Below are 22283 nucleotides of genomic sequence, written 5' to 3'. Positions count from 1 at the left end.
ACGACACCGTGACCGTCACCGGACGCACCGCCCTCATCTCCGCATGCGGAGCCCTCTTCGTCGGCTTCGTGCTGCCCAGCTGGCTCGGCATCGTCACCGTCCAACTCGCCTTGCTGATAGCAATTTTGTGCGATCTCGCGCTCGCCGCGCCAGTGCGAAAGCTCCATTTCACCCGAACCGGTGACACAACCGTTCGACTAACAGGCGAAGCCCACACACACCTCACCCTCACCAATCCGAGCCGCCGCACCCTGCGCGCCCAGATCCGCGACGCCTGGCCCCCGAGCTCCTTCCACCCCGCTTCGGACGTCCCCGCGTCCCGCCACACCGTGCGCATCTCCGCCGCCGAACGCCGTCGCCTCACCACCACGCTCCACCCCACCCGCCGCGGCAACCACCACGCGGTCCGCGTCACCGTCCGCTCCTACGGCCCGCTCGGCCTGGCGGCCCGACAAGGAAGCCACCACGTCCCCTGGACGCTGCGGGTCCTTCCGCCCTTCACCAGCCGCAAGCACCTCCCCGCCAAGCTCGCCCGGCTCCGCGAACTCGACGGCCGCACCAGCATCCTGACCCGCGGCGAGGGCACCGAGTTCGACAGCCTCCGCGACTACACCCCCGGCGACGACACCCGCTCCATCGACTGGCGCGCCACCGCCCGCCGGCAGAACCTCGCCGTCCGCACCTGGCGCCCTGAGCGCGACCGCCGCATCCTGCTCGTCCTGGAGACCGGCCGTACCTCGGCGGGCCGCGTCGGCGACATCCCCCGCCTCGACGCCTCCATGGACGCCGCCCTGCTGCTCGGCGCCCTCGCCGCCCGCGCCGGAGACCGTGTGGATCTGCTCGCCTACGACCGCCGCATACGCGCTTCGGTCCAGGGCCACACGGCCCGCGACCTCCTCCCGGCCCTGACCGACGCCCTGGCTCCCCTCGAATCGGAACTGGTAGAGGCGGACGCCCGCGGCCTGGCCGCCACAATCCACCGCCGCACCCCGCGCCGCTCCCTGATCGTGCTCTTCACGGGCCTGGACGCGGCCCCCGTGGAGGAAGCCCTCCTGCCCGTCCTTCCCAGCCTCACCCAACGCAACGAACTCATCGTCGCCGCCGTGGCCGACGCCCGCATCGAGGAAATGGCCGCCGGCCGCCACACACCCCAGGCCGTCTACGCAGCTGCCGCCGCGGAACAAACCCGCGCCGCCCGCCACCGCACCGCAGACCGCCTCCGCCACCACGGCATCACCGTCATCGACTCCACCCCGACCCATCTGGCCCCCGACCTGGCGGACGCCTACCTCACCCTGAAGTCCACCGGCCGCCTGTAAGGGCACCTGTTCATCCCCCTTCAGCCAGACGGGCACCTGGGAGATTTCTCCGTCGGCCCATGCCATCGCAGCCCAGCACAGGCAGTGCCAACCATCAGTAAGGGAGTAGTGGGCTACCGGGAGAAGGGTGAAAGCGGGGCTCTCTCCCGCTGTCCGACCGGCCTGATCACAGGCGTACGTACGCATACGCCATGCGGGACAGGACCCCAGCAGCCCACCCCCACCTGCCACAGAGTCCCGCCCCCAGGAACGGAAAACGTCCCGAAACGCAGAAAAGCCCCGCACCATAAGGTGCGGGGCTTTCCCACAATGATTGTTCGGCGGCGTCCTACTCTCCCACAGGGTCCCCCCTGCAGTACCATCGGCGCTGAAAGGCTTAGCTTCCGGGTTCGGAATGTAACCGGGCGTTTCCCTAACGCAATGACCACCGAAACACTATGAAGTTAACCAACCCGGACATTGACACAGGTCATTACTTCAGAACCTACACAGTGGACGCGAGCAACTGAGGACAAGCCCTCGGCCTATTAGTACCAGTCAACTCCACCCGTTACCGGGCTTCCATATCTGGCCTATCAACCCAGTCGTCTACTGGGAGCCTTAACCAATCAAGTTGGTGGGAGCCCTCATCTCGAAGCAGGCTTCCCGCTTAGATGCTTTCAGCGGTTATCCTTTCCGAACGTAGCCAACCAGCCATGCCCTTGGCAGGACAACTGGCACACCAGAGGTTCGTCCGTCCCGGTCCTCTCGTACTAGGGACAGCCCTTCTCAAGACTCCTACGCGCACAGCGGATAGGGACCGAACTGTCTCACGACGTTCTAAACCCAGCTCGCGTACCGCTTTAATGGGCGAACAGCCCAACCCTTGGGACCGACTCCAGCCCCAGGATGCGACGAGCCGACATCGAGGTGCCAAACCATCCCGTCGATATGGACTCTTGGGGAAGATCAGCCTGTTATCCCCGGGGTACCTTTTATCCGTTGAGCGACGGCGCTTCCACAAGCCACCGCCGGATCACTAGTCCCTACTTTCGTACCTGCTCGACCCGTCAGTCTCACAGTCAAGCTCCCTTGTGCACTTACACTCAACACCTGATTGCCAACCAGGCTGAGGGAACCTTTGGGCGCCTCCGTTACCCTTTAGGAGGCAACCGCCCCAGTTAAACTACCCACCAGACACTGTCCCTGATCCGGATCACGGACCCAGGTTAGACATCCAGCACGACCAGAGTGGTATTTCAACAATGACTCCACAACCACTGGCGTGGCTGCTTCAAAGTCTCCCACCTATCCTACACAAGCCGAACCGAACACCAATATCAAGCTATAGTAAAGGTCCCGGGGTCTTTCCGTCCTGCTGCGCGAAACGAGCATCTTTACTCGTAATGCAATTTCACCGGGCCTATGGTTGAGACAGTCGAGAAGTCGTTACGCCATTCGTGCAGGTCGGAACTTACCCGACAAGGAATTTCGCTACCTTAGGATGGTTATAGTTACCACCGCCGTTTACTGGCGCTTAAGTTCTCAGCTTCGCCACACCGAAATGTGACTAACCGGTCCCCTTAACGTTCCAGCACCGGGCAGGCGTCAGTCCGTATACATCGCCTTACGGCTTCGCACGGACCTGTGTTTTTAGTAAACAGTCGCTTCTCGCTGGTCTCTGCGGCCACCACCAGCTCACACTGCAAGAGTGATCACCAGCAATGGCCCCCCTTCTCCCGAAGTTACGGGGGCATTTTGCCGAGTTCCTTAACCATAGTTCACCCGAACGCCTCGGTATTCTCTACCTGACCACCTGAGTCGGTTTAGGGTACGGGCCGCCATGAAACTCGCTAGAGGCTTTTCTCGACAGCATAGGATCATCCACTTCACCACAATCGGCTCGGCATCAGGTCTCACCCACATGTCATCCGGATTTGCCTAGATGACGGGCTACACCCTTACCCCGGGACAACCACCGCCCGGGCTGGACTACCTTCCTGCGTCACCCCATCACTCACCTACTACCACCTTGGGTCAGCGGCTCCACCACTCCCCTCAACTCCGAAGAGATCAGGGCGGCTTCACGGCCTTAGCATTAATGGGTTCGATGTTTGGCGCTTCAAAGCGGGTACCGGAATATCAACCGGTTGTCCATCGACTACGCCTGTCGGCCTCGCCTTAGGTCCCGACTTACCCTGGGCAGATCAGCTTGACCCAGGAACCCTTAGTCAATCGGCGCACACGTTTCCCACGTGTGTATCGCTACTCATGCCTGCATTCTCACTCGTGAACCGTCCACAACTCGTTTCCACGGCTGCTTCACCCGGCACACGACGCTCCCCTACCCATCACCACACCCGTTAGGGCTGTTGTGGCAATGACACGACTTCGGCGGTGTGCTTGAGCCCCGCTACATTGTCGGCGCGGAATCACTTGACCAGTGAGCTATTACGCACTCTTTCAAGGATGGCTGCTTCTAAGCCAACCTCCTGGTTGTCTCTGCGACTCCACATCCTTTCCCACTTAGCACACGCTTAGGGGCCTTAGTCGATGCTCTGGGCTGTTTCCCTCTCGACCATGGAGCTTATCCCCCACAGTCTCACTGCCGCGCTCTCACTTACCGGCATTCGGAGTTTGGCTAAGGTCAGTAACCCGGTAGGGCCCATCGCCTATCCAGTGCTCTACCTCCGGCAAGAAACACACGACGCTGCACCTAAATGCATTTCGGGGAGAACCAGCTATCACGGAGTTTGATTGGCCTTTCACCCCTAACCACAGGTCATCCCCCAGGTTTTCAACCCTGGTGGGTTCGGTCCTCCACGAAGTCTTACCTCCGCTTCAACCTGCCCATGGCTAGATCACTCCGCTTCGGGTCTTGGGCACGCTACTCAACGCCCTCTTCGGACTCGCTTTCGCTACGGCTTCCCCACACGGGTTAACCTCGCAACATACCGCAAACTCGCAGGCTCATTCTTCAAAAGGCACGCAGTCACGACACAAGGACAAGTCCTTGTGCGACGCTCCCACGGCTTGTAGGCACACGGTTTCAGGTACTATTTCACTCCGCTCCCGCGGTACTTTTCACCATTCCCTCACGGTACTATCCGCTATCGGTCACCAGGGAATATTTAGGCTTAACGGGTGGTCCCGCCAGATTCACACGGGATTTCTCGGGCCCCGTGCTACTTGGGTGATTCTCAAGCAAGCCGCTGATGTTTCAGCTACGGGGGTCTTACCCTCTACGCCGGACCTTTCGCATGTCCTTCGCCTACATCAACGGTTTCTGACTTGCCTCACAGCCGGCAGACTGCGAAAGAGAACTCCCACAACCCCAACCACGCAACCCCTGCCGGGTATCACACGTGACTGGTTTGGCCTCATCCGGTTTCGCTCGCCACTACTCCCGGAATCACGGTTGTTTTCTCTTCCTGCGGGTACTGAGATGTTTCACTTCCCCGCGTTCCCTCCACACTGCCTATGTGTTCAGCAGCGGGTGACAGCCCATGACGACTGCCGGGTTTCCCCATTCGGACACCCCCGGATCAAAGCTCGGTTGACAGCTCCCCGGGGCCTATCGTGGCCTCCCACGTCCTTCATCGGTTCCTGGTGCCAAGGCATCCACCGTGCGCCCTTAAAAACTTGGCCACAGATGCTCGCGTCCACTGTGCAGTTCTCAAGCAACGACCAGCCACCCACCACCCCAACCCGAAGGCTGAGTTCACTGGGGCCGGCATCGCGAAGGTCCAGACCACAGTCCGTACCCTCAGATACCCAACAACGTGCCCGGCCCACTCAACCCCTAGATGCGTTCCACGCCGAAGCAGTACTAACTTCCAGAGAATCAAGTGTGCCGAATAGTCAACGTTCCACCCATGAGCTAACCACCGTCGAACATTTGCCGACGTAGTGGCTCTGGATCTCTTGCGAGATCTAGATGCTCCTTAGAAAGGAGGTGATCCAGCCGCACCTTCCGGTACGGCTACCTTGTTACGACTTCGTCCCAATCGCCAGTCCCACCTTCGACGATTCCCTCCCACAAGGGGTTGGGCCACCGGCTTCGGGTGTTACCGACTTTCGTGACGTGACGGGCGGTGTGTACAAGGCCCGGGAACGTATTCACCGCAGCAATGCTGATCTGCGATTACTAGCAACTCCGACTTCATGGGGTCGAGTTGCAGACCCCAATCCGAACTGAGACCGGCTTTTTGAGATTCGCTCCACCTCGCGGTATCGCAGCTCATTGTACCGGCCATTGTAGCACGTGTGCAGCCCAAGACATAAGGGGCATGATGACTTGACGTCGTCCCCACCTTCCTCCGAGTTGACCCCGGCAGTCTCCTGTGAGTCCCCATCACCCCGAAGGGCATGCTGGCAACACAGAACAAGGGTTGCGCTCGTTGCGGGACTTAACCCAACATCTCACGACACGAGCTGACGACAGCCATGCACCACCTGTACACCGACCACAAGGGGGACCCTGTCTCCAGGGTTTTCCGGTGTATGTCAAGCCTTGGTAAGGTTCTTCGCGTTGCGTCGAATTAAGCCACATGCTCCGCTGCTTGTGCGGGCCCCCGTCAATTCCTTTGAGTTTTAGCCTTGCGGCCGTACTCCCCAGGCGGGGAACTTAATGCGTTAGCTGCGGCACGGACGACGTGGAATGTCGCCCACACCTAGTTCCCAACGTTTACGGCGTGGACTACCAGGGTATCTAATCCTGTTCGCTCCCCACGCTTTCGCTCCTCAGCGTCAGTATCGGCCCAGAGATCCGCCTTCGCCACCGGTGTTCCTCCTGATATCTGCGCATTTCACCGCTACACCAGGAATTCCGATCTCCCCTACCGAACTCTAGCCTGCCCGTATCGAATGCAGACCCGGGGTTAAGCCCCGGGCTTTCACATCCGACGTGACAAGCCGCCTACGAGCTCTTTACGCCCAATAATTCCGGACAACGCTTGCGCCCTACGTATTACCGCGGCTGCTGGCACGTAGTTAGCCGGCGCTTCTTCTGCAGGTACCGTCACTCTCGCTTCTTCCCTGCTGAAAGAGGTTTACAACCCGAAGGCCGTCATCCCTCACGCGGCGTCGCTGCATCAGGCTTTCGCCCATTGTGCAATATTCCCCACTGCTGCCTCCCGTAGGAGTCTGGGCCGTGTCTCAGTCCCAGTGTGGCCGGTCGCCCTCTCAGGCCGGCTACCCGTCGTCGCCTTGGTAGGCCATCACCCCACCAACAAGCTGATAGGCCGCGGGCTCATCCTTCACCGCCGGAGCTTTCCACCACCAGACCATGCGGTCGGTAGTCGTATCCGGTATTAGACCCCGTTTCCAGGGCTTGTCCCAGAGTGAAGGGCAGATTGCCCACGTGTTACTCACCCGTTCGCCACTAATCCCCTCCCGAAGGAGGTTCATCGTTCGACTTGCATGTGTTAAGCACGCCGCCAGCGTTCGTCCTGAGCCAGGATCAAACTCTCCGTGAATGTTTACCCGTAATCGGGTCAACACACACGAGAGCGGAACAACCAGACGGAATAGGTCCGGTCGTTCACAGCGTCCTCGCTGTGTGTGCCACCCCGACCGCATGGGCCGTGGTGGGCTTTCAAAGGAACCTCATCTCCCGGATGTTTCCGGTCGACGGGGTATCAACATATCTGGCGTTGACTTTTGGCACGCTGTTGAGTTCTCAAGGAACGGACGCTTCCTTTGTTCCTGTTTCACCAGGATCTCCGGGCGCTTCCCTTCGGTCTTGCGTTTCCGACTCTATCAGATCCTTGCGGTTCCGATTTTCGCCGGTGCGTTTCCGCCTTTCGGCTTCTTCGCGTTTCCAACCTTACCAGATCCGTTTCCGTCTCTGGCCCCCTGTTGGAGCGGGGTCGGCCGCTTCGCTTTCGCTTTTCGGCCTTTCCGACTCTATCAGATCCATTTCGGTCCGTTGCCGGTCCGAATTCGCTTCTGATTCCCCGTCGGAGGGGGTTCGCCTTTTGGCTTTTCCGACTTTATCAGAAGGGATTCGGCCGAATTGATCGGCCGGGGCTTCCCGTAAGTGGTCGGTTGTGCTTCGCCGAATTGAAATTCCGGCCGAAGCGGAGAAGATACTAACTGTCGCGGATGAACTTGTCCAGTTCGTTGCAACCGTTCGAATCTACCTCCCCCTGCTGCCCGTGTCAACGGGTTTCTGGGGCGAAGAGGAGATTAGCAGGTCAGCGGGGCTCGATGCACATCACGCGGCGGTCGGCAGGGTGGCTTCGCGGTCGGAGAGATCGACGTCGCCGGTGGCTCCGGCGCGGACAGCACGGCCGCCCAGGACGTAGACGTACAGGAGGAAGGCCAGTTCGGCGGTTATGCCGATGCCGATGCGGGCCCAGGTGGGGAGGCCGGAAGGGGTGACGAAGCCTTCGAGGGCGCCGGATATGAAGAGGACGGCGGCGAGTCCGATGGCGACGCCGAGGGCCGAGCGGCCTTCCTCGGCTAGGGCCGTACGGCGGGTGCGCGGGCCGGGGTCGATGAGGGTCCAGCCCAGGCGGAGGCCGATGCCGGCGGCGACGAAGACGGCGGTCAGTTCGAGGAGGCCGTGCGGAAGGATCAAGCCGAGGAAGGTGTCGAGGCGGCCCGCGGAGGACATCAGGCCGATGCCGGCGCCCAGGTTGAGCATGTTCTGGAAGAGGATCCACAGGACGGGGAGGCCCGCGAAGGCGCCGAGGACGAGGCACAGGGCGACGGCCTGGGCGTTGTTCGTCCATACCTGGGCGGCGAAGGATGCGGCGGGGTGGCTGGAGTAGTAGGTCTCGTACTGGCCCCCGGGACGGGTCATGGCGCGGAGGTCCTCCGGGGCGCCGATGGCTGCCTGGACCTCCGGATGCGCGGCTATCCACCAGCCGATGAGGGCGGCGACCACGGTGGAGAGGATCGCGGTGGGGATCCACCAGTGGCGCAGGCGGTAGACGGCTGCCGGGAAGGCCGTGGTGAAGAAGCGGGCGGTGTCGCGCCAAGAGGCCTTGCGGGCGCCGGTGACCGTACTGCGGGCGCGGGCCACGAGGGAGGTGAGGCGGGTGGTCAGCGTGGGGTCGGGGGCGCTGGAGAGAAGCAGCGAGAGGTGTGTGGTGGTGCGTTGGTAGAGGGTGACCAGTTCGTCGGCCTCGGTGCCCGTGAGGCGGCGTTTGCGGCCCAGCAGTGTTTCGAGGCGGTCCCACTCGGCGCTGTGGGCCGTGACGAAGACATCGAGGTCCATACGGTGTCGCTCCTCGCAGCGCCGTGGGTGAGTGCCGGGTCAGCTTGGCAGACTGGCCGTGCCCGGCGTGGGGTGGGCGGGATTTCGGGGATCGAGAGGGAGTGGGGCGCGGCGTGAGTGAACTCGTCACGGGTGAAGCGGTGGTGCTCGGGCTGCGGCCGGCCAGGCTGCCCAGTCGGGGGCTGGCGGTGGCGGTCGATGTGGCCGTGGCCTGGGTGACCTACATCGGTATCTCGCTGATCCTGGTGAGCGCGACCTCGTCGATGGACAGTGCGGCGGTGGCGGCCGTGTCGGTGGCGGCGTTCGTGCTGGTGCAGGTCGGGATCCCGATCGTCATCGAGACGCTGAGTGGGGGCCGGTCGCTGGGCAAGGTGATCTGCGGGCTGCGGGTCGTACGGGAGGACGGCGGGCCTATCCGGTTCCGGCACGCGTTGGTGCGCGGGGCAATGGGGGCCATCGAGATCGTGATGACGATGGGGGTGGTGGCGGCCATTGCCTCGCTGGTGTCGGCTCGGGGGCGTCGGCTGGGTGATGTGTTCGCCGGGACGCTGGTGATACGGGAGCGGATGCCCGTGGCGGACGCCGCCGGGGTCGCGCTGCCGCCACCGCCTCCGTGGCTGGTGGCCGAGCTCGGGGCACTGGACCTTTCGCGGGTGCCCGATGGGTGGTGGCTGACGGTGCGGCAGTACCTGGCGCGGATCGGGCAGCTGGATCCGCAGGTCGGCGGGGCGATGGCCGGGCGGCTGGTGGAGGACTTGCGCGGGTTCACCGGGGTGCCGGGGCCTGCGGGGGTGCATCCGGCGGCGTATCTGGCGGCGGTGGTCGGGGAGCGGCAGGGGCGGGAGTCGCAGCGGGCGTTCGGGGCGTCGGTGTCGGCGTCTTCGGTGGCCGGGCCGACGGGCGGGGGTGTCGGGGCGGGACCCGTGGGGTGGGGAGAGGGTGCTGCCGGTGGGCAGCCTGGCGCCGGTGGTGACGGCGCGGCGGACGGTGGGCTGCGGGCGTCTGCCGGGCCCATGGAGGCGGCGCGGGGAGTCGTGCCGGCCGGAGGTGGGGATGTGGTCTCGCCGGCGGGTGGGGCTTGGGCTTCGCCTGGAGGTGAGGCCGGGGCTCCTGAGGCGGTGGCCGGTGGCGGGGGGACTCGTGGTGACGGTGCCGGGCCGATGGGGGCGCCCGTACGGGGACGTGCGGGTGATCAGGGGGACGGCGTGGGGCGGCCGCAGCGTACGGGGTTTGCGCCGCCGGTGTGAGGAGAGTGGGGGCGGCGGGCGGTGACCGTGGAGGTGCCCGGGAGCGTGCCGCCCTCGCGCTGACCGTCGCCGCTACTCGACGGGGCGGTTGGCGGCCGCGCGGCGGCGCCGCGGGCGGAAGGTGCCGGCGGCGGAGCGGAGTGGGTGGGGTCAGGGGAACGTCGACGGTGGGGATTCGAGGGATTCGAGTTCGATGCCGGGGGCGGAGAGGACCACGTCGCCGGCGATGTGGACGGTGTGCTGTTCGCCGGTTTCCAGGTCGTTGACCTGGTATTCGTCGGCGATGAGCGGGGCGTTGTCAGTGGCGTGTGGTGTGCTTTTCACCAGGGCCCAGGACTGGTCGAGCGTGCGGGGCGCGAGGACGGGGGGTGTGAAGGCCACGAGACGGGTGCGGACGGCGCCCGCGCCGAGGGCGGGGCGCAGCAGGCGGGCGGTGGCGATGAGGAAGGCGGGGGACGCGCCGGTGAAGGCGTGGGCGGGGACGTTGCCTTCGGTGGCGTGCTCACCGGTCGGGTCGGTGCGTACCCAGGTGACGCCGTCCAGGGCGGCGCCGCGGACCTGCCAGGCGGAGGCGTGCAGTTCGAGGCGGATGGGGCGGCCGAGTTCGTCGAGGGTGAGGTCGACGGAGCCGATGTGGTCGCCGGAGGGGTTGACGATCTGGGACACATAGCGCCAGCCGGAGGGCCCGGTGGCGCAGTGGAAGTGCTCTTCACCCAGGGGGGTGTGATCGTGCGGGTCGTGGAGGGAGTAGTGGCCGCGGGGCATGAGGTGCAGTCCTTCGGCCGGCGACGGGCCGGTGCGTTGGGGGTGGCGGGTCTGTATGGAGACCCTATGGGCCAGGCCCCCGCCGCGAAGGGCGAGGGCCTGGTGTCACCGGCTGCTGTGGGTGAGCACCAGCTGGTCAGAGCGGCTGACCGGCCGGTGATCGCCGTGGGATCAGTAGCGGTAGTGGTCGGGCTTGTACGGGCCCTCGACCTGGACGCCGATGTAGGCGGCCTGCTCGGGGCGCAGCTCGGTGAGCTTGACGCCGAGCGCGTCGAGGTGGAGCCGGGCGACCTTCTCGTCGAGGTGCTTGGGCAGCACGTAGACGTCGGTCGGGTACTCCTCGGGCTTGGTGAACAGCTCGATCTGGGCCAGCGTCTGGTCCGCGAACGAGTTGGACATCACGAAGGAGGGGTGACCGGTGGCGTTGCCCAGGTTGAGCAGACGGCCCTCGGACAGCACGATCAGGACCTTGCCGTCCGGGTGGGTCCAGGTGTGCACCTGCGGCTTGACCTCGTCCTTGACGATGCCGTCGAGCTGCGCCAGACCGGCCATGTCGATCTCGTTGTCGAAGTGGCCGATGTTGCCGACGATCGCCTGGTGCTTCATCCGCGCCATGTGCGACGCCATGATGATGTCCTTGTTGCCCGTCGTGGTGACGAAGATGTCGGCGGTCTCGACGACGTCTTCCAGGGTGGTGACCTGGTAGCCGTCCATCGCAGCCTGCAGGGCGCAGATCGGGTCGATCTCGGTGATGATCACCCGGGCGCCCTGGCCGCGCAGCGACTCGGCGCAGCCCTTGCCGACGTCGCCGTAGCCGCAGACCACGGCGGTCTTGCCGCCGATGAGGACGTCGGTGGCGCGGTTGATGCCGTCGATCAGGGAGTGGCGGCAGCCGTACTTGTTGTCGAACTTCGACTTGGTCACGGCGTCGTTCACGTTGATCGCCGGGAAGAGCAGGTCACCGTCGCGGTGCATCTCGTAGAGACGGTGCACGCCGGTGGTGGTCTCCTCGGTCACACCGCGGATCTCGGAGGCCAGGTTCGTCCACTTCTGCGGCGACTCGCCCAGCGTGCGGGTCAGCAGCTCCAGGATGGCGCGGTGCTCGTCGCTCTCCGCGGTCTCGATCGCGGGGACCTTGCCGGCCTTCTCGTACTCGACGCCCTTGTGGACGAGGAGCGTGGCGTCGCCACCGTCGTCGAGGATCATGTTCGGGCCGCCGGTGGGCGAGTTGGGCCAGGTCAGCGCCTGCTCCGTGCACCACCAGTACTCCTCCAGGGACTCGCCCTTCCAGGCGAAGACCGGGATGCCCTGCGGGGAGTCGGGCGTACCCTTCGGGCCCACCGCGATGGCCGCGGCGGCGTGGTCCTGGGTGGAGAAGATGTTGCAGGACGCCCAGCGGACCTCGGCGCCCAGAGCGGCCAGGGTCTCAATCAGGACCGCGGTCTGCACGGTCATGTGCAGGGAACCGGTGATGCGGGCACCGGCCAGCGGCTGGGCGGCGGCGTACTCCTTGCGGATCGCCATCAGACCGGGCATCTCATGCTCGGCGAGGGTGATCTCCTTGCGGCCGAAGGCGGCGAGGGACAGGTCGGCGACCTTGAAGTCCTGGCCGGTGGCTGCTGTCGTCATGCGTGCTGCTCCTCGAGCGTCGAGGTGGATGGGCGGGCAGTCTGCGGCGCGGGCCGGGGTCCCCCCAGCTACCACTGGGGGAGTTCGAGCGTACGCGGAAGCGGACGCACCCCTCCCCCTGGCCGCAGCGCAGTCCGTCGGAGGCCCTCTCTCCCTCGGCCGGTCCGCGGTACGGGCCGCCCGACCGCCATCAGCAGCGACGTCTGGCACTGGTCACGAATCTACACCGATCGACCCGCCGAACCCCAGCCCGGTGGGGGCGGTCGGGTGCGGTCCCGGCCAAGAAGAGGGGTGGGGGCGGCCCGTGATTCCTGGGGTCCGGTGGGGCCGCGGGCGGTGTCCCGGGCGCCGTCGGCCACGCGTCGGCCCCGTCGTCGGCCTCGTCGTCGGCCTCGGCGTCGGAGGGGTTTGCGGGCGCCGTGCCGTCGTGCAGGATGCCGGGGGCGCGGAACTCTTGCCTGCCCGCGCGTACGTTCCTAAGGAGAGCCACGTGACCACCAGTCCTGCTGAGCCCACCGAGGGCGCGGGGGCGAGCGGGCGGGGGCTGAAGCTGCTCGCAGTGACCGCCTGCCCGACGGGTATCGCCCACACGTACATGGCCGCGGAGAAGCTGGTCCAGGCGGCCCGGTCCCTCGGTCACGAGATCAAGGTGGAGACGCAGGGTTCCATCGGGGCTGAGAATCACCTGTCGGACAACGATGTCAGGGACGCGGATGCCGTCATCATCGCTGCGGACAAGGATGTCGACCGGAGCCGGTTCGTCGGCAAGAGGGTGCTGGCGGTCGGGGTGGCCGAGGGTATTCGTCACCCCGAGCAGCTGTTGGAGCGGGCGCGGAGTGCGCCGGTGTACGGGGGCGAGGAGGGTGCCGGGGCGGGCAACGGGGCCGGTGCGGGTGTTGGCGAGGCTCCGGCTGCCGGGGGCTCCGGTCGCGGCAAGGAACGCAGCGTCACGTACAAGGCGCTGATGAACGGCGCCAGTTACATGTTTCCGTTCGTGGTGGTCGGCGGTCTGCTGATCGCGATCTCACTTGCCCTGGGCGGGCATCCGCAGGCCGACGGCGGTCTGGTGATCCCCGACGGCTCGTTCTGGAAGCACGTCAACGACATCGGGGTCATCGGCTTCACGCTGATGGTGCCGGTCCTGTCCGGCTATATCGCCTACGCGATCGGCGACCGGCCCGCGCTGGTGCCGGGCATGATCGGCGGCTGGATCGCCAACACCGGGTCCTTGTACGACTCCAAGGCGGGCGCGGGCTTCATCGGCGCGATCGTCACCGGTTTCCTGGCCGGCTATCTGGTGCAGTGGATCAAGAAGATCAAGGTCCCCAAGTTCGCCCGGCCGATCATGCCGATCATCGTGATCCCGATCGTGGCGACGACGGTGCTCGGGCTGTTCTTCATCTACGTGATCGGCCGGCCCATCTCCTGGGTGTTCACGCATCTCACCGACTGGCTCGGCGGGATGACCGGGTCCAGCGCGATTCTGCTCGGCGCGCTCCTCGGCCTCATGATCGCGTTCGATATGGGCGGCCCGGTCAACAAGACCGCGTTCCTGTTTGGCGCCGGGCTGATCGCGACCGGCAACCAGACCGTGATGGGTATGTGTGCCGCGGCGATCCCGGTGATGCCGCTCGGCCAGGGGCTGGCCACGCTGGTCCGGCGCCGCCTGTACTCCGAGCAGGAGCGGGAGACGGGTATGGCGGCGCTGTTCATGGGGCTCTTCGGGATTTCGGAGGGCGCGATTCCGTTCGCCGCGGCGCGGCCCGCGCAGGTCATCCCGGCGAACATGCTCGGTGGCGCGGTGGCCGGTGCCCTCGCGGGGACGACCGGGGTGACGGACGCGGTGCCGCACGGCGGACCGATCGTGGCGGTGCTGGGTGCGGTCGGCGGGGTGCCGGCGTTCTTTCTCGCCGTAGTGGCGGGCTCGGTGGTCACGGCGGTGACGACGGTGGTGTTGGTGGATGTGGTGGAGCGGCGGAAGGGCGGCGTGGCGGCAGCGGGGGCGGCTGTGGGTGTGGGTGTGGGTGTGGAGGCTGACGTTGCTCCGGTGGTGGTCGGGGTCGGGGCGAGCGTTGGCCGTGGTGGTGGCGGGGGCCGTGGCCGGGTGGCGTCCCGTACGGGTGTGGCGGGGGTTTCGGTTCCCGCAGGGCATGTCGGTGCTTCGGTGGAGGAGGTGGATGGGGCGGCTGCTGATAGTGCGAGCGTTGAGGTTGCCGATCGTGCCGACGGCGGTGATGGCGGGGACGGCGGGGACGGCAGCAGCGACGGTGCCGGCCTCGACGAGGGCGCCGGACCCGAGGCGCTCTCCGGTTACCTCACCGGGCGGACCGTCAAGACGCAGCTCGTCGCTGACGAGAAGGAGGCGGCGATCCGTGAGATGGTCGAGCTGGTGGCCGGCACCGGCAAGGTGGCGGACGTCGACGAGCTGGTGCGAGTGGCGCTGGCCCGTGAGGCGCAGGGCACGACCGGGCTGGGTGAGGAGATCGCCATCCCGCACGCCAAGACGGACGCGGTGACGGCTCCGGTCGTCGGCTTCGCGCGGTCGGCGGACGGTATCGACTGGGGGTCGCCCGACGGCACGCGCGCCAGGCTGGTCTTCCTGATCTCGGTGCCGGAGGCCGCGGCCGGGGACGAGCATCTGCGCATTCTGGCGTTGCTGTCACGGAAGTTGATGGCCGCGGACTTCCGGGCCCGGCTGCAGGGCGCGGAGGGCGAGGCGGCGATTCTGCGCGTTCTCGGGGAAATCCAGTAGACACCGGGGAGATCCCGTAGGGCGGGGTCGAACAGATCCCGTAGGGGAGGCGCGGGCCCCCTCGGGGCCTCAACGTGGTGGGGCGGGGCGGTATTCCCGTGGGGCGGCGGGGGCGCGGGGCGGCGGGGGCGCGGGGCGGCGGGGCCGGTTGAGCGAGGCCACCGTGGGGCGGCGACCCAGTGCGGGAGTGGGGCGGCGCGGCCCGCCAGTCGCCCACCCGTGGGCCTGTGGGCCTGTGGGGCGGCGGGGGCGCCGGTCGGGGCGGCGGGGTTCCCGCGGCTCGGCCGGGTTCTCGGGGGTCGGCGGGGTTTCCGTAGCTCAGCGGGATCCCGTGGCTCACTGCGTGATTGAGGGGCCGGGGCTGCGAGGCCCGGCCCCTTGAGGTTCCGGAGGCGTACGAAGCTCAGCTCCGTGCGAAGCTCCGCGACTCATCGCGAAGGCCCCCGCGCTCCTGAGGAGTGTGGGGGCCTTGCCGTGTTCTGGGGGCTGGGAGATCAGCGGCGCCGTGGACCGGTCGGGCTCAGACGTTCAGTTGCCCGGGGAGCTCAGTCGGGTGAGCCTGCGACCGCCTGGGCGCTCAGCCGTTCAGTTGCCTGGGGAGCGGCTCAGCCTGGTCGCCCGTGCCTCGGTCTCGCTGGGTCACTGCCCGCCCGGCGTCTTCGAAGGGTCGGCACCCGCCGCGGCGGCGGTCTCGTCGTAGATGTCCGGCTCCAGGTAGATGACCCGGGCGATCGGGACAGCCTCGCGGATGCGGGATTCGGCGGCGTTGATGGCGCGGGCGATTTCGGTGGCGGTGTCGTCGTGCTGTACGGCGATCTTGGCGGCGACCAGGAGTTCGTCGGGGCCGAGGTGGAGCGTGCGCATGTGGATGACGCGGGTGACGACCTCGCCGTCGACGACCGCGGCGCGGATCTTGGCGACCTGCTCGGGGCCGGCCGCCTCGCCCAGCAGCAGCGACTTGGTCTCGGCGGCCAGGACCAGGGCGATCAGCACCAGCAGCGCGCCGATGCACATGGTGCCGATGCCGTCCCAGATGCCGTCGCCGGTGGCGAGGGTCAGGCCGACGCCGCCCAGTGCGAGGACCAGACCGACCAGTGCGCCGAAGTCCTCCAGCAGCACGACCGGCAGCTCGGGGGCCTTGGCGCGGCGGACGAACTGCGCCCAGGTCTGCTGGCCGCGCAGCTCGTTGGACTCCTTGATGGCCGTACGGAAGGAGAAGCCCTCAGCGATGATCGCGAAGACCAGGACGCCGACCGGCCAGTACCAGTTGTCCAGCGCGTGCGGCTCGTGGATCTTCTCGTAGCCCTCGTAGAGCGCGAAGACGCCGCCGATGGTGAACAGGACGATGGAGACCAGGAAGCCGTAGATGTAGCGCTCGCGGCCGTAGCCGAAGGGGTGCTCGGCGGTCGCCGCGCGCTTCGCCTTCTTGCCGCCGAGCAGCAGCAGGCCCTGGTTGCCGGAGTCCGCGATGGAGTGCACGCCTTCCGCCAGCATCGAGGACGAGCCGCTGAAGGCGAAGGCCACGAACTTCGCTGCGGCAATCGCCAGGTTGGCGCCCAGCGCCGCAACGATCGCCTTTGTCCCGCCTGATGCGCTCATAGGTGCCGCAGATCCCTTCCGTCGACCGGGCTTTGCCGCCCCTTTAATGCTGTGCGGCGGTCATTGTTGCAGCCCGGCCCGGGGCGTCCGCCAGGAGCCCACCTGGCGGACGGTTTCCGGCAGTCGTACGAGCCTCCCGGGCGCGCCCTCACCGCAAAGCTGCCGGGGCTCCGCACAGCTGCCGGGGCCCCGCGCAGCTGCCCGGGGGCGCCATCCCGTCGCGGTGGCCTACGCCACCACGGTCGCGCGGAACAGCATGCCGTCCCCACAGAGCGTGATCCGCTCACCGGCCGGTACGAACACGGACTCCCCGGGCGTCAGAGTCAGCCCGGCCCCCGCCCCGGCCCCAGCCACAGCCGCAGTGGCCCCGACCCCGGCCCCAGTCGAGACCCCGGCCCCGGCCTCCGTCCCGACCTCCCGTAGCTCAACCACCCCCGCCGTACACAGCAGAACCTGCGGCGTACGGGAGGGCAGCAGGCGCGGGGCAGCGCCGGGAGCCGCCGCGAAGCGGGAGAGGCGGAACTCGTCGATGGGGGTCTCGTAGACCTCCTCGCCGTCGACGTCCTCGGGGCGCAGGACGCCCGCGTCACGGGCCTCGAAGCGGACCACCCGCAGCAGCTCCGGTACGTCCACGTGCTTGGGGGTCAGACCGCAGCGCAGCACATTGTCGGAGTTGGCCATCAGCTCGACGCCGAGCCCGCCCAGGTAGGCGTGCGGGATGCCGGCGCCGAGGAACAGTGCCTCGCCGGGCTGGAGTTGGACGTGGTTGAGCAGCATGGCGGCGAGGACGCCGGGGTCGCCCGGGTAGTGGTGGGCGAGGACGGCGTAGGCGGCGTAGGCGTCGGCGTGCGGTCCGCCCTTGGCCGCCAGCTGGTCGGCGGCGACGGCAGCGCGCTCGACCGTGGTGGCGATCGCGTGCTGCTCGGCGCTCAGTACGGCGGTGAGCACCTCGCGCAGCGCGTCCTCCTCAGGGCTCGCGCGCAGGACGTCGACGTACGGCTTGAGGTCGTCGACGTCGAGGCCCTCCAGGAGGTCGGCGGCCTGCGCCGGGTGCCGGAAGCCGCAGAGGCCGTCGAAGGGGGTGAGCGCGACGATCAGCTCGGGCTTGTGGTTGGCGTCCTTGTAGTTGCGGTGGGCGGCGTCGATCGGGACGCCGCGCCGCTCCTCGTCGGCGAAGCCTTCCTGCGCCTGGGCGAGGTCGGGGTGGACCTGGAGGGAGAGCGGGGAGCCGGCCGCGAGCAGCTTGAGCAGGAAGGGCAGCCGGGGGCCGAAGGCGCGGACGGTGTCGGCGCCCAGTTCGGCCTCGGGCGCGGCGTCGATCACCTCGGCCAGGGAGACGGGGCCGGCGCCGCGGTCGATACGGGAGGGGGCGCCGGGGTGGGCGCCCATCCACATCTCGGCCTGGGGTTCGCCGGTCGGTGCGGTGCCCAGGAGCTCCGGCAGGGCGGTGGTGGAGCCCCAGGCGTAGGGGCGCACGGTATTGGCGAGGCGGTCCATGGGGCGGCTGCTTCCTGACAGTGAGCGTGGTGTGACGGCCCACAGGCGCGGGCCCAGCCGTCAAAGGTCACTCGGTCCCGGCGAGCGCCAGGTAAACGGCGGCGAAATCCACGATGGCGAGTAGTTCAGCGGCCTTCTCCAGATCGCTGCCGATGTCGGCCTCCAGCTCGCTGACGGCGGTGTCGCGCTCCTCGGCGAGGGCCTGGGCGGCGCGGGTGGCGGACAGCGGGCCCGGCTCGCCGTCGCGCAGCAGCACGACCCTGGCGTGCAGTGCGGCGGGCTGTTCGACCCGGTCGCGGAAGAAGTCGTCGGGGTCGGCGCCGGCGGCCAGCGCGCCGGCCAGCAGGGTGCGGTGGGTGGCGAGCGCTTCGGGCAGCTCGGCGGCGAGCGCGGGGCGGCCGGCCAGTCCGGCCAGTTCGGTGGCGAAGTGCCGGCCGACGGCGCCGGCGACGGTGCCTTCGGTCCAGATCAGCGGGAGCGCGTCGGCGAGGTCGGCGGCGAGCGTCTTGCCGGGGTTGGTGTACGTGGGGATGGCGGGGCCGCAGCGCTCGGCGAGCTGGTCGAGGCGGTCGGCGAGCTTGCCCAGGGCCTCCGGCGGGGCGCTGAGCAGGCCGATCCGGTCGGCGAGCGAGAGCAGCGGGATGAGCACCGACCAGAGGGTGCCGGGGGCGGCCGGCGGGGCGCCCTCGACGTCGAATTCGGCGTCGTAGGGGGTGGTGGCCAGCGGGACGGCGAGGCCGCGGGCCTGGGTGACGGCGTCGGCGAGCGGGCCGCCGGCCGGGGTGACGGAGACGACGGCGCAGCCGCGGCGGGTGGCCTGCTCGACCAGCTCGGCGAGGCCGGGGTCGGCGGCGTCCGGGCCGGGGAGCAGCAGCAGGTCCAGGGGTCCGGCCCAGCCGGGCAGGGCCCAGCGCAGCGCACCGGGCAGCGGGGCGACGCCGGTGGGCTGGAGGAGGGTGACGGGGCAGCTGCCGCCGCCGAGGGCCCGCAGGAGGTCGGCCACTCCGGCCGCGGCGGGGCCGGGGCCGGCGACGAGGACGGCGCGCGGCCGCCCGTCGGGGGTCAGCTCGGGGATGCCGGCCTCGGCGGCGCTGCGGGCGGCGGTACGGACCCGGGCGCCGGATTCGGCGACGCCGCGGAGCAGGCCGAAGCGGTCGGCCCCGGCCAGCGCGTCAGGGGTGTCGAGGAGTGACTCGTCGAGCATGGTGGGCGCGGCCTCCGAATCGCCGGGCGGGCGGGGGTGTGCCGGGCGGCGCCGGGCGGGCCCGGCGGAGCCGGTCAGGCGGGGCGGCTGGCCTCGTCGACGAGGAGTACGGGGATGCCGTCCCGGACGGGGTAGGCGAGGCCGCAGTCGCCGGAGGTGCAGACCAGCTCGGGGTCGGACGCGGGACCGGAGGAGTCTTCGGTCCGGTCCTGGAGCGGGGCGTGGCATGCCGGGCAGGCAAGGATCTGGATCAGGCTGGCGTCGACCGGCATGGAGGCTGCTCCTTCGGGGCGGTTGCGGCGTGGCCAGCGTACCGCCGGGCGGGGGCCGGAGGCTTGCCCGGCGGGAATTCGGGGTGATGCGCGGGGGTGCGGGCGGCGGGGATGCCGCTGCCGCCCGCCCCCTCGGCGTCGTGTCCCGGTGTGCCGCTGCGGCGGCAGTGCGGCGGGGCTCAGCCGCGGATGATCGCCAGGGCCTCGTCGCGGATCCGGTCGGCGGTGGCGGTGTCGCGGGCCTCGACGTTCAGCCGGAGCAGCGGTTCGGTGTTCGAGGCGCGGACGTTGAACCACCAGTCATCGGCGGTGACGGTGAGGCCGTCCAGCTCGTCGAGGGTGACGCCGTCGCGTCCCTGGTAGGCGGCCTTGATCGCGGCGAGGCGGCCGGTCTGGTCGTCGACGGTGCTGTTGATCTCGCCGGAGGCCGCGTACCGGTCGTACTGCGCGACCAGCTGCGACAGCGGGCCCTGCTGGCCGCCGAGGGCCGCCAGGACGTGCATCGCGGCGAGCATGCCGGTGTCGGCGTTCCAGAAGTCGCGGAAGTAGTAGTGCGCGGAGTGCTCGCCGCCGAAGATGGCGCCGGTGGTGGCCATCTCCTCCTTGATGAAGGAGTGCCCGACGCGGGTCCGGACGGGCTCGCCGCCGTTCTCCCTGACGACCTCCGGCACCGACCAGGAGGTGATCAGGTTGTGGATGACCGTGCCGCCGGGGTGCTTGGCCAGCTCGCGGGCGGCGACCAGGGCGGTGATCGCGGACGGGGAGACCGGGTCGCCGTTCTCGTCGACGACGAAGCAGCGGTCGGCGTCGCCGTCGAAGGCGAGGCCGAGGTCAGCTCCGGTCTCGCGGACCCGTGCCTGGAGGTCGACGATGTTCTTGGGATCCAGCGGGTTGGCCTCGTGGTTGGGGAACGAGCCGTCCAACTCGAAGTACATCGCGTCCAGTTCGAGCGGCAGGCCCTCGAAGACGGTGGGGACGGTGTGGCCGCCCATGCCGTTGCCCGCGTCCACCACGACCCTCAGCGGGCGGATGCCGCCGAGGTCCACCAGGGCGCGCAGATGGGCGGCGTAGTCGGTCAGGACGTCGCGCTGGGTGAGGGTGCCGGGTGCGGCGACCGGCTGCGGGGCGCCCTCGTCCGCCCAGCGCTCGACCAGTGCGCGGATGTCGGCGAGACCGGTATCCTGGCCGACGGGGGCGGCGCCGGCCCGGCACATCTTGATGCCGTTGTAGCGGGCCGGGTTGTGCGAGGCGGTGAACATGGCGCCGGGCAGGCCCAGGGAGCCGCTGGCGAAGTACAGCTCGTCGGTCGAGCACAGGCCGATCTGGGTGACGTCCGCGCCGCGGGACGCCGCACCGCGCGCGAAGGCGCCCGACAGACCGGGCGAGGAGGGCCGCATATCGTGCCCGATCACGATCGCGTCCGCGGCGGTGACCTCGACGAAGGCCGCCCCGAACAGCTCGGCCAGGGGTTCGTCCCACTGGGCGGGGACGACGCCGCGTACGTCGTACGCCTTCACGATCTGCGACAGATCAGTCACAGCCAGCCCTCCTGGAGAGTCTCTATGTCCTCCCAACCTACCGGGCGGGCCTGTGAGGTGGCCGGGCATCCCCGTCTCAGGAGTCCGGGGAGCGCAGCACCCGGAGGTGGCCGCGGCGGGCGACCTCCAGGGGGTGGGTGTCGCGGTCGCCGGGGGCGTTGCCGCCACCGGCACCGGCGGCGCGTTCCTGGGGGCGGGCGGCCTCGCGTACGGCGTTCGCCAGGGCTTCGAGATCGTCGCCGCTGGGGCGGGGCGGGCCGGAGTCGAGGGCGAGGCGGACGACCTCCCAGCCCCGGGGCGCGGTCAGCCGCTCGGAGTGCTCGGCGCACAGGTCGTAGCAGTGCGGTTCGGCGTAGGTGGCGAGCGGTCCGAGCACGGCGGTCGAATCCGCATAGACGTACGTCAGCGTTGCGACGGCGGGGCGGCCGCACGCAGTGCGCGAACAGCGACGTACAGGGCTCACGACGTTGGACGGTACCGCACTCTTGAGCGGGCCGCGACGACTCTCCCCCCGCTCACCCAACCGTGTCGTCCCGCTTCGTCCGATGCGTCTGACCTGCACCCGCTCGACCTGACCTGGACCGGCCGGGCCGGGACGGACCGTGTGCGGCGCGGAAACCCGTGACGACTCGATGCATTTCCTGCCATTCCGGCGTCGATCTGCGATCTCATGCGGGGATGGAAACGAACACAACGCGGACAGCTACGGTCAGTCGACGACATGCCACGTCTTGCCGCGCTCCCCGGTGTCCGGGGGTGCTTGACGGCTACGCTCGATCCTGATGGACAGCCCTGTACCTCCCCGACCGCCGGAGCCGCGGCTCCGGCGCCGCGACCGCCACGGCCGCGGCATGCGCGGCCCGATCGCGCCGCCCCAGGTGCCGCTGTCGGTGACCCGCGCCGAGTCCTTCGTGGATCTTGTGTATGACTCCCGGGACCGGCTGGAGCGCCGCTGGCCGCAGCTGTCCCAGGTCGACTTCCTGGTCCTGGAGGTGCCCGGTTTCGGACCGGACGACGGGCCGGACGCGGCCGACGCGGAGACCGTGCCGCTGGGGCGGATGCTGCCGGCCGCGGGCGGACATCGCGACCGGATCGTGATCTACCGGCGGCCGGTGGAGATCCGTACGAAGAGCCGTGACGAGCGGGCGCTGCTGGTCCATGAGGTGGTCGTCGAGCAGGTCGCCGAACTCCTGGGGCTGGCCCCGGAGTCGGTGGACCCGCGCTACGGCCAGGACTGAGGCCGCCGCGCGGGTCCTT

13 protein-coding genes and 3 rRNA genes are annotated in these 22283 nt (G+C 68.3%); 4 read left to right on the top strand and 12 right to left on the bottom strand.

From position 1 onward, the window contains the following. Positions 1-8: 8 nt before the first annotated feature. Positions 9-1319 (top strand): DUF58 domain-containing protein, encoded by a 1311-nt coding sequence (locus tag STRTU_RS21920; RefSeq protein ID WP_159745390.1) that lies wholly within the window; start codon positions 9-11, stop codon positions 1317-1319. 315 nt (positions 1320-1634) lie between these two features. On the opposite strand, the gene rrf is transcribed toward STRTU_RS21920, so the two are convergent. The 4 genes from rrf to STRTU_RS21900 form a co-directional block, all read right to left on the bottom strand. Then, positions 1635-1751, bottom strand: a 5S ribosomal RNA gene (gene rrf, locus STRTU_RS21915). 75 nt (positions 1752-1826) lie between these two features. Beyond that, positions 1827-4946: ribosomal RNA gene (locus tag STRTU_RS21910) — 23S ribosomal RNA — on the bottom strand. 300 nt (positions 4947-5246) lie between these two features. Next, positions 5247-6775, bottom strand: a 16S ribosomal RNA gene (locus STRTU_RS21905). Together the 16S, 23S and 5S rRNA genes form the textbook arrangement of a ribosomal RNA operon. Positions 6776-7515: 740 nt before the next feature. After that, positions 7516-8523 (bottom strand): stage II sporulation protein M, encoded by a 1008-nt coding sequence (locus STRTU_RS21900; RefSeq protein ID WP_159745388.1) that lies wholly within the window; start codon positions 8521-8523, stop codon positions 7516-7518. Positions 8524-8636: 113 nt separating this feature from the next. Here STRTU_RS21900 and STRTU_RS21895 point away from each other — a divergent pair, with 113 nt between their 5' ends. Beyond that, the gene (locus tag STRTU_RS21895; protein WP_269777381.1) at positions 8637-9770 is read left to right on the top strand and encodes an RDD family protein; all 1134 of its coding nucleotides are present in this window, start codon (positions 8637-8639) and stop codon (positions 9768-9770) included. Between the two features lie 150 nt (positions 9771-9920). Here STRTU_RS21895 and STRTU_RS21890 read toward each other — a convergent pair whose 3' ends face one another. Together STRTU_RS21890 and ahcY are read right to left on the bottom strand one after the other, a co-directional pair. Further along, the gene (locus tag STRTU_RS21890) at positions 9921-10535 is read right to left on the bottom strand and encodes a hypothetical protein (protein WP_159745386.1); all 615 of its coding nucleotides are present in this window, start codon (positions 10533-10535) and stop codon (positions 9921-9923) included. 171 nt (positions 10536-10706) lie between these two features. Then, positions 10707-12164 (bottom strand): adenosylhomocysteinase, encoded by a 1458-nt coding sequence (gene ahcY, locus STRTU_RS21885; RefSeq protein WP_159745384.1) that lies wholly within the window; start codon positions 12162-12164, stop codon positions 10707-10709. 490 nt (positions 12165-12654) lie between these two features. Here ahcY and STRTU_RS21880 point away from each other — a divergent pair, with 490 nt between their 5' ends. Further along, entirely contained in the window at positions 12655-14916 is a 2262-nt protein-coding gene (locus STRTU_RS21880; RefSeq protein ID WP_159745382.1) for a fructose-specific PTS transporter subunit EIIC, read from the top strand. 639 nt (positions 14917-15555) lie between these two features. Here the strand turns inward: STRTU_RS21880 and STRTU_RS21875 are convergent. From STRTU_RS21875 to STRTU_RS21850, 6 genes are all read right to left on the bottom strand, one after another. Beyond that, positions 15556-16515 (bottom strand): cation diffusion facilitator family transporter, encoded by a 960-nt coding sequence (locus STRTU_RS21875; protein WP_159745379.1) that lies wholly within the window; start codon positions 16513-16515, stop codon positions 15556-15558. Between the two features lie 228 nt (positions 16516-16743). Then, a complete protein-coding gene (gene manA / locus STRTU_RS21870; protein ID WP_159745377.1) occupies positions 16744-18012 on the bottom strand; it encodes a mannose-6-phosphate isomerase, class I in 1269 nt (422 codons plus the stop codon). Between the two features lie 67 nt (positions 18013-18079). Further along, positions 18080-19216 carry an SIS domain-containing protein gene (locus STRTU_RS21865; protein WP_159745375.1) on the bottom strand — a complete coding sequence of 379 codons (1137 nt, stop codon included), beginning with the start codon at positions 19214-19216 and terminating at the stop codon, positions 18080-18082. A gap of 74 nt (positions 19217-19290) precedes the next feature. Further along, positions 19291-19488 carry a Trm112 family protein gene (locus STRTU_RS21860; RefSeq protein ID WP_159745373.1) on the bottom strand — a complete coding sequence of 66 codons (198 nt, stop codon included), beginning with the start codon at positions 19486-19488 and terminating at the stop codon, positions 19291-19293. 179 nt (positions 19489-19667) lie between these two features. Further along, entirely contained in the window at positions 19668-21026 is a 1359-nt protein-coding gene (locus tag STRTU_RS21855; RefSeq protein WP_159745371.1) for a phosphomannomutase/phosphoglucomutase, read from the bottom strand. Positions 21027-21102: 76 nt separating this feature from the next. Continuing rightward, complete coding sequence (locus STRTU_RS21850) at positions 21103-21549, bottom strand: DUF3499 domain-containing protein (protein WP_159745369.1); 447 nt, start codon at positions 21547-21549, stop codon at positions 21103-21105. Positions 21550-21808: 259 nt separating this feature from the next. On the opposite strand from STRTU_RS21850, the gene STRTU_RS21845 reads away from it, so the two are divergent. Next, positions 21809-22264, top strand: a complete 456-nt coding sequence (locus STRTU_RS21845) for a metallopeptidase family protein (RefSeq protein ID WP_174878904.1) — start codon at positions 21809-21811, stop codon at positions 22262-22264. Positions 22265-22283 lie beyond the last annotated feature (19 nt).

This window comes from Streptomyces tubercidicus (genome assembly GCF_027497495.1).
GTDB lineage: Bacteria > Actinomycetota > Actinomycetes > Streptomycetales > Streptomycetaceae > Streptomyces > Streptomyces tubercidicus.
The sequence above is the reverse complement of the archived record's forward strand: the minus strand, read 5'-3'. Positions and strand labels throughout refer to the sequence as shown.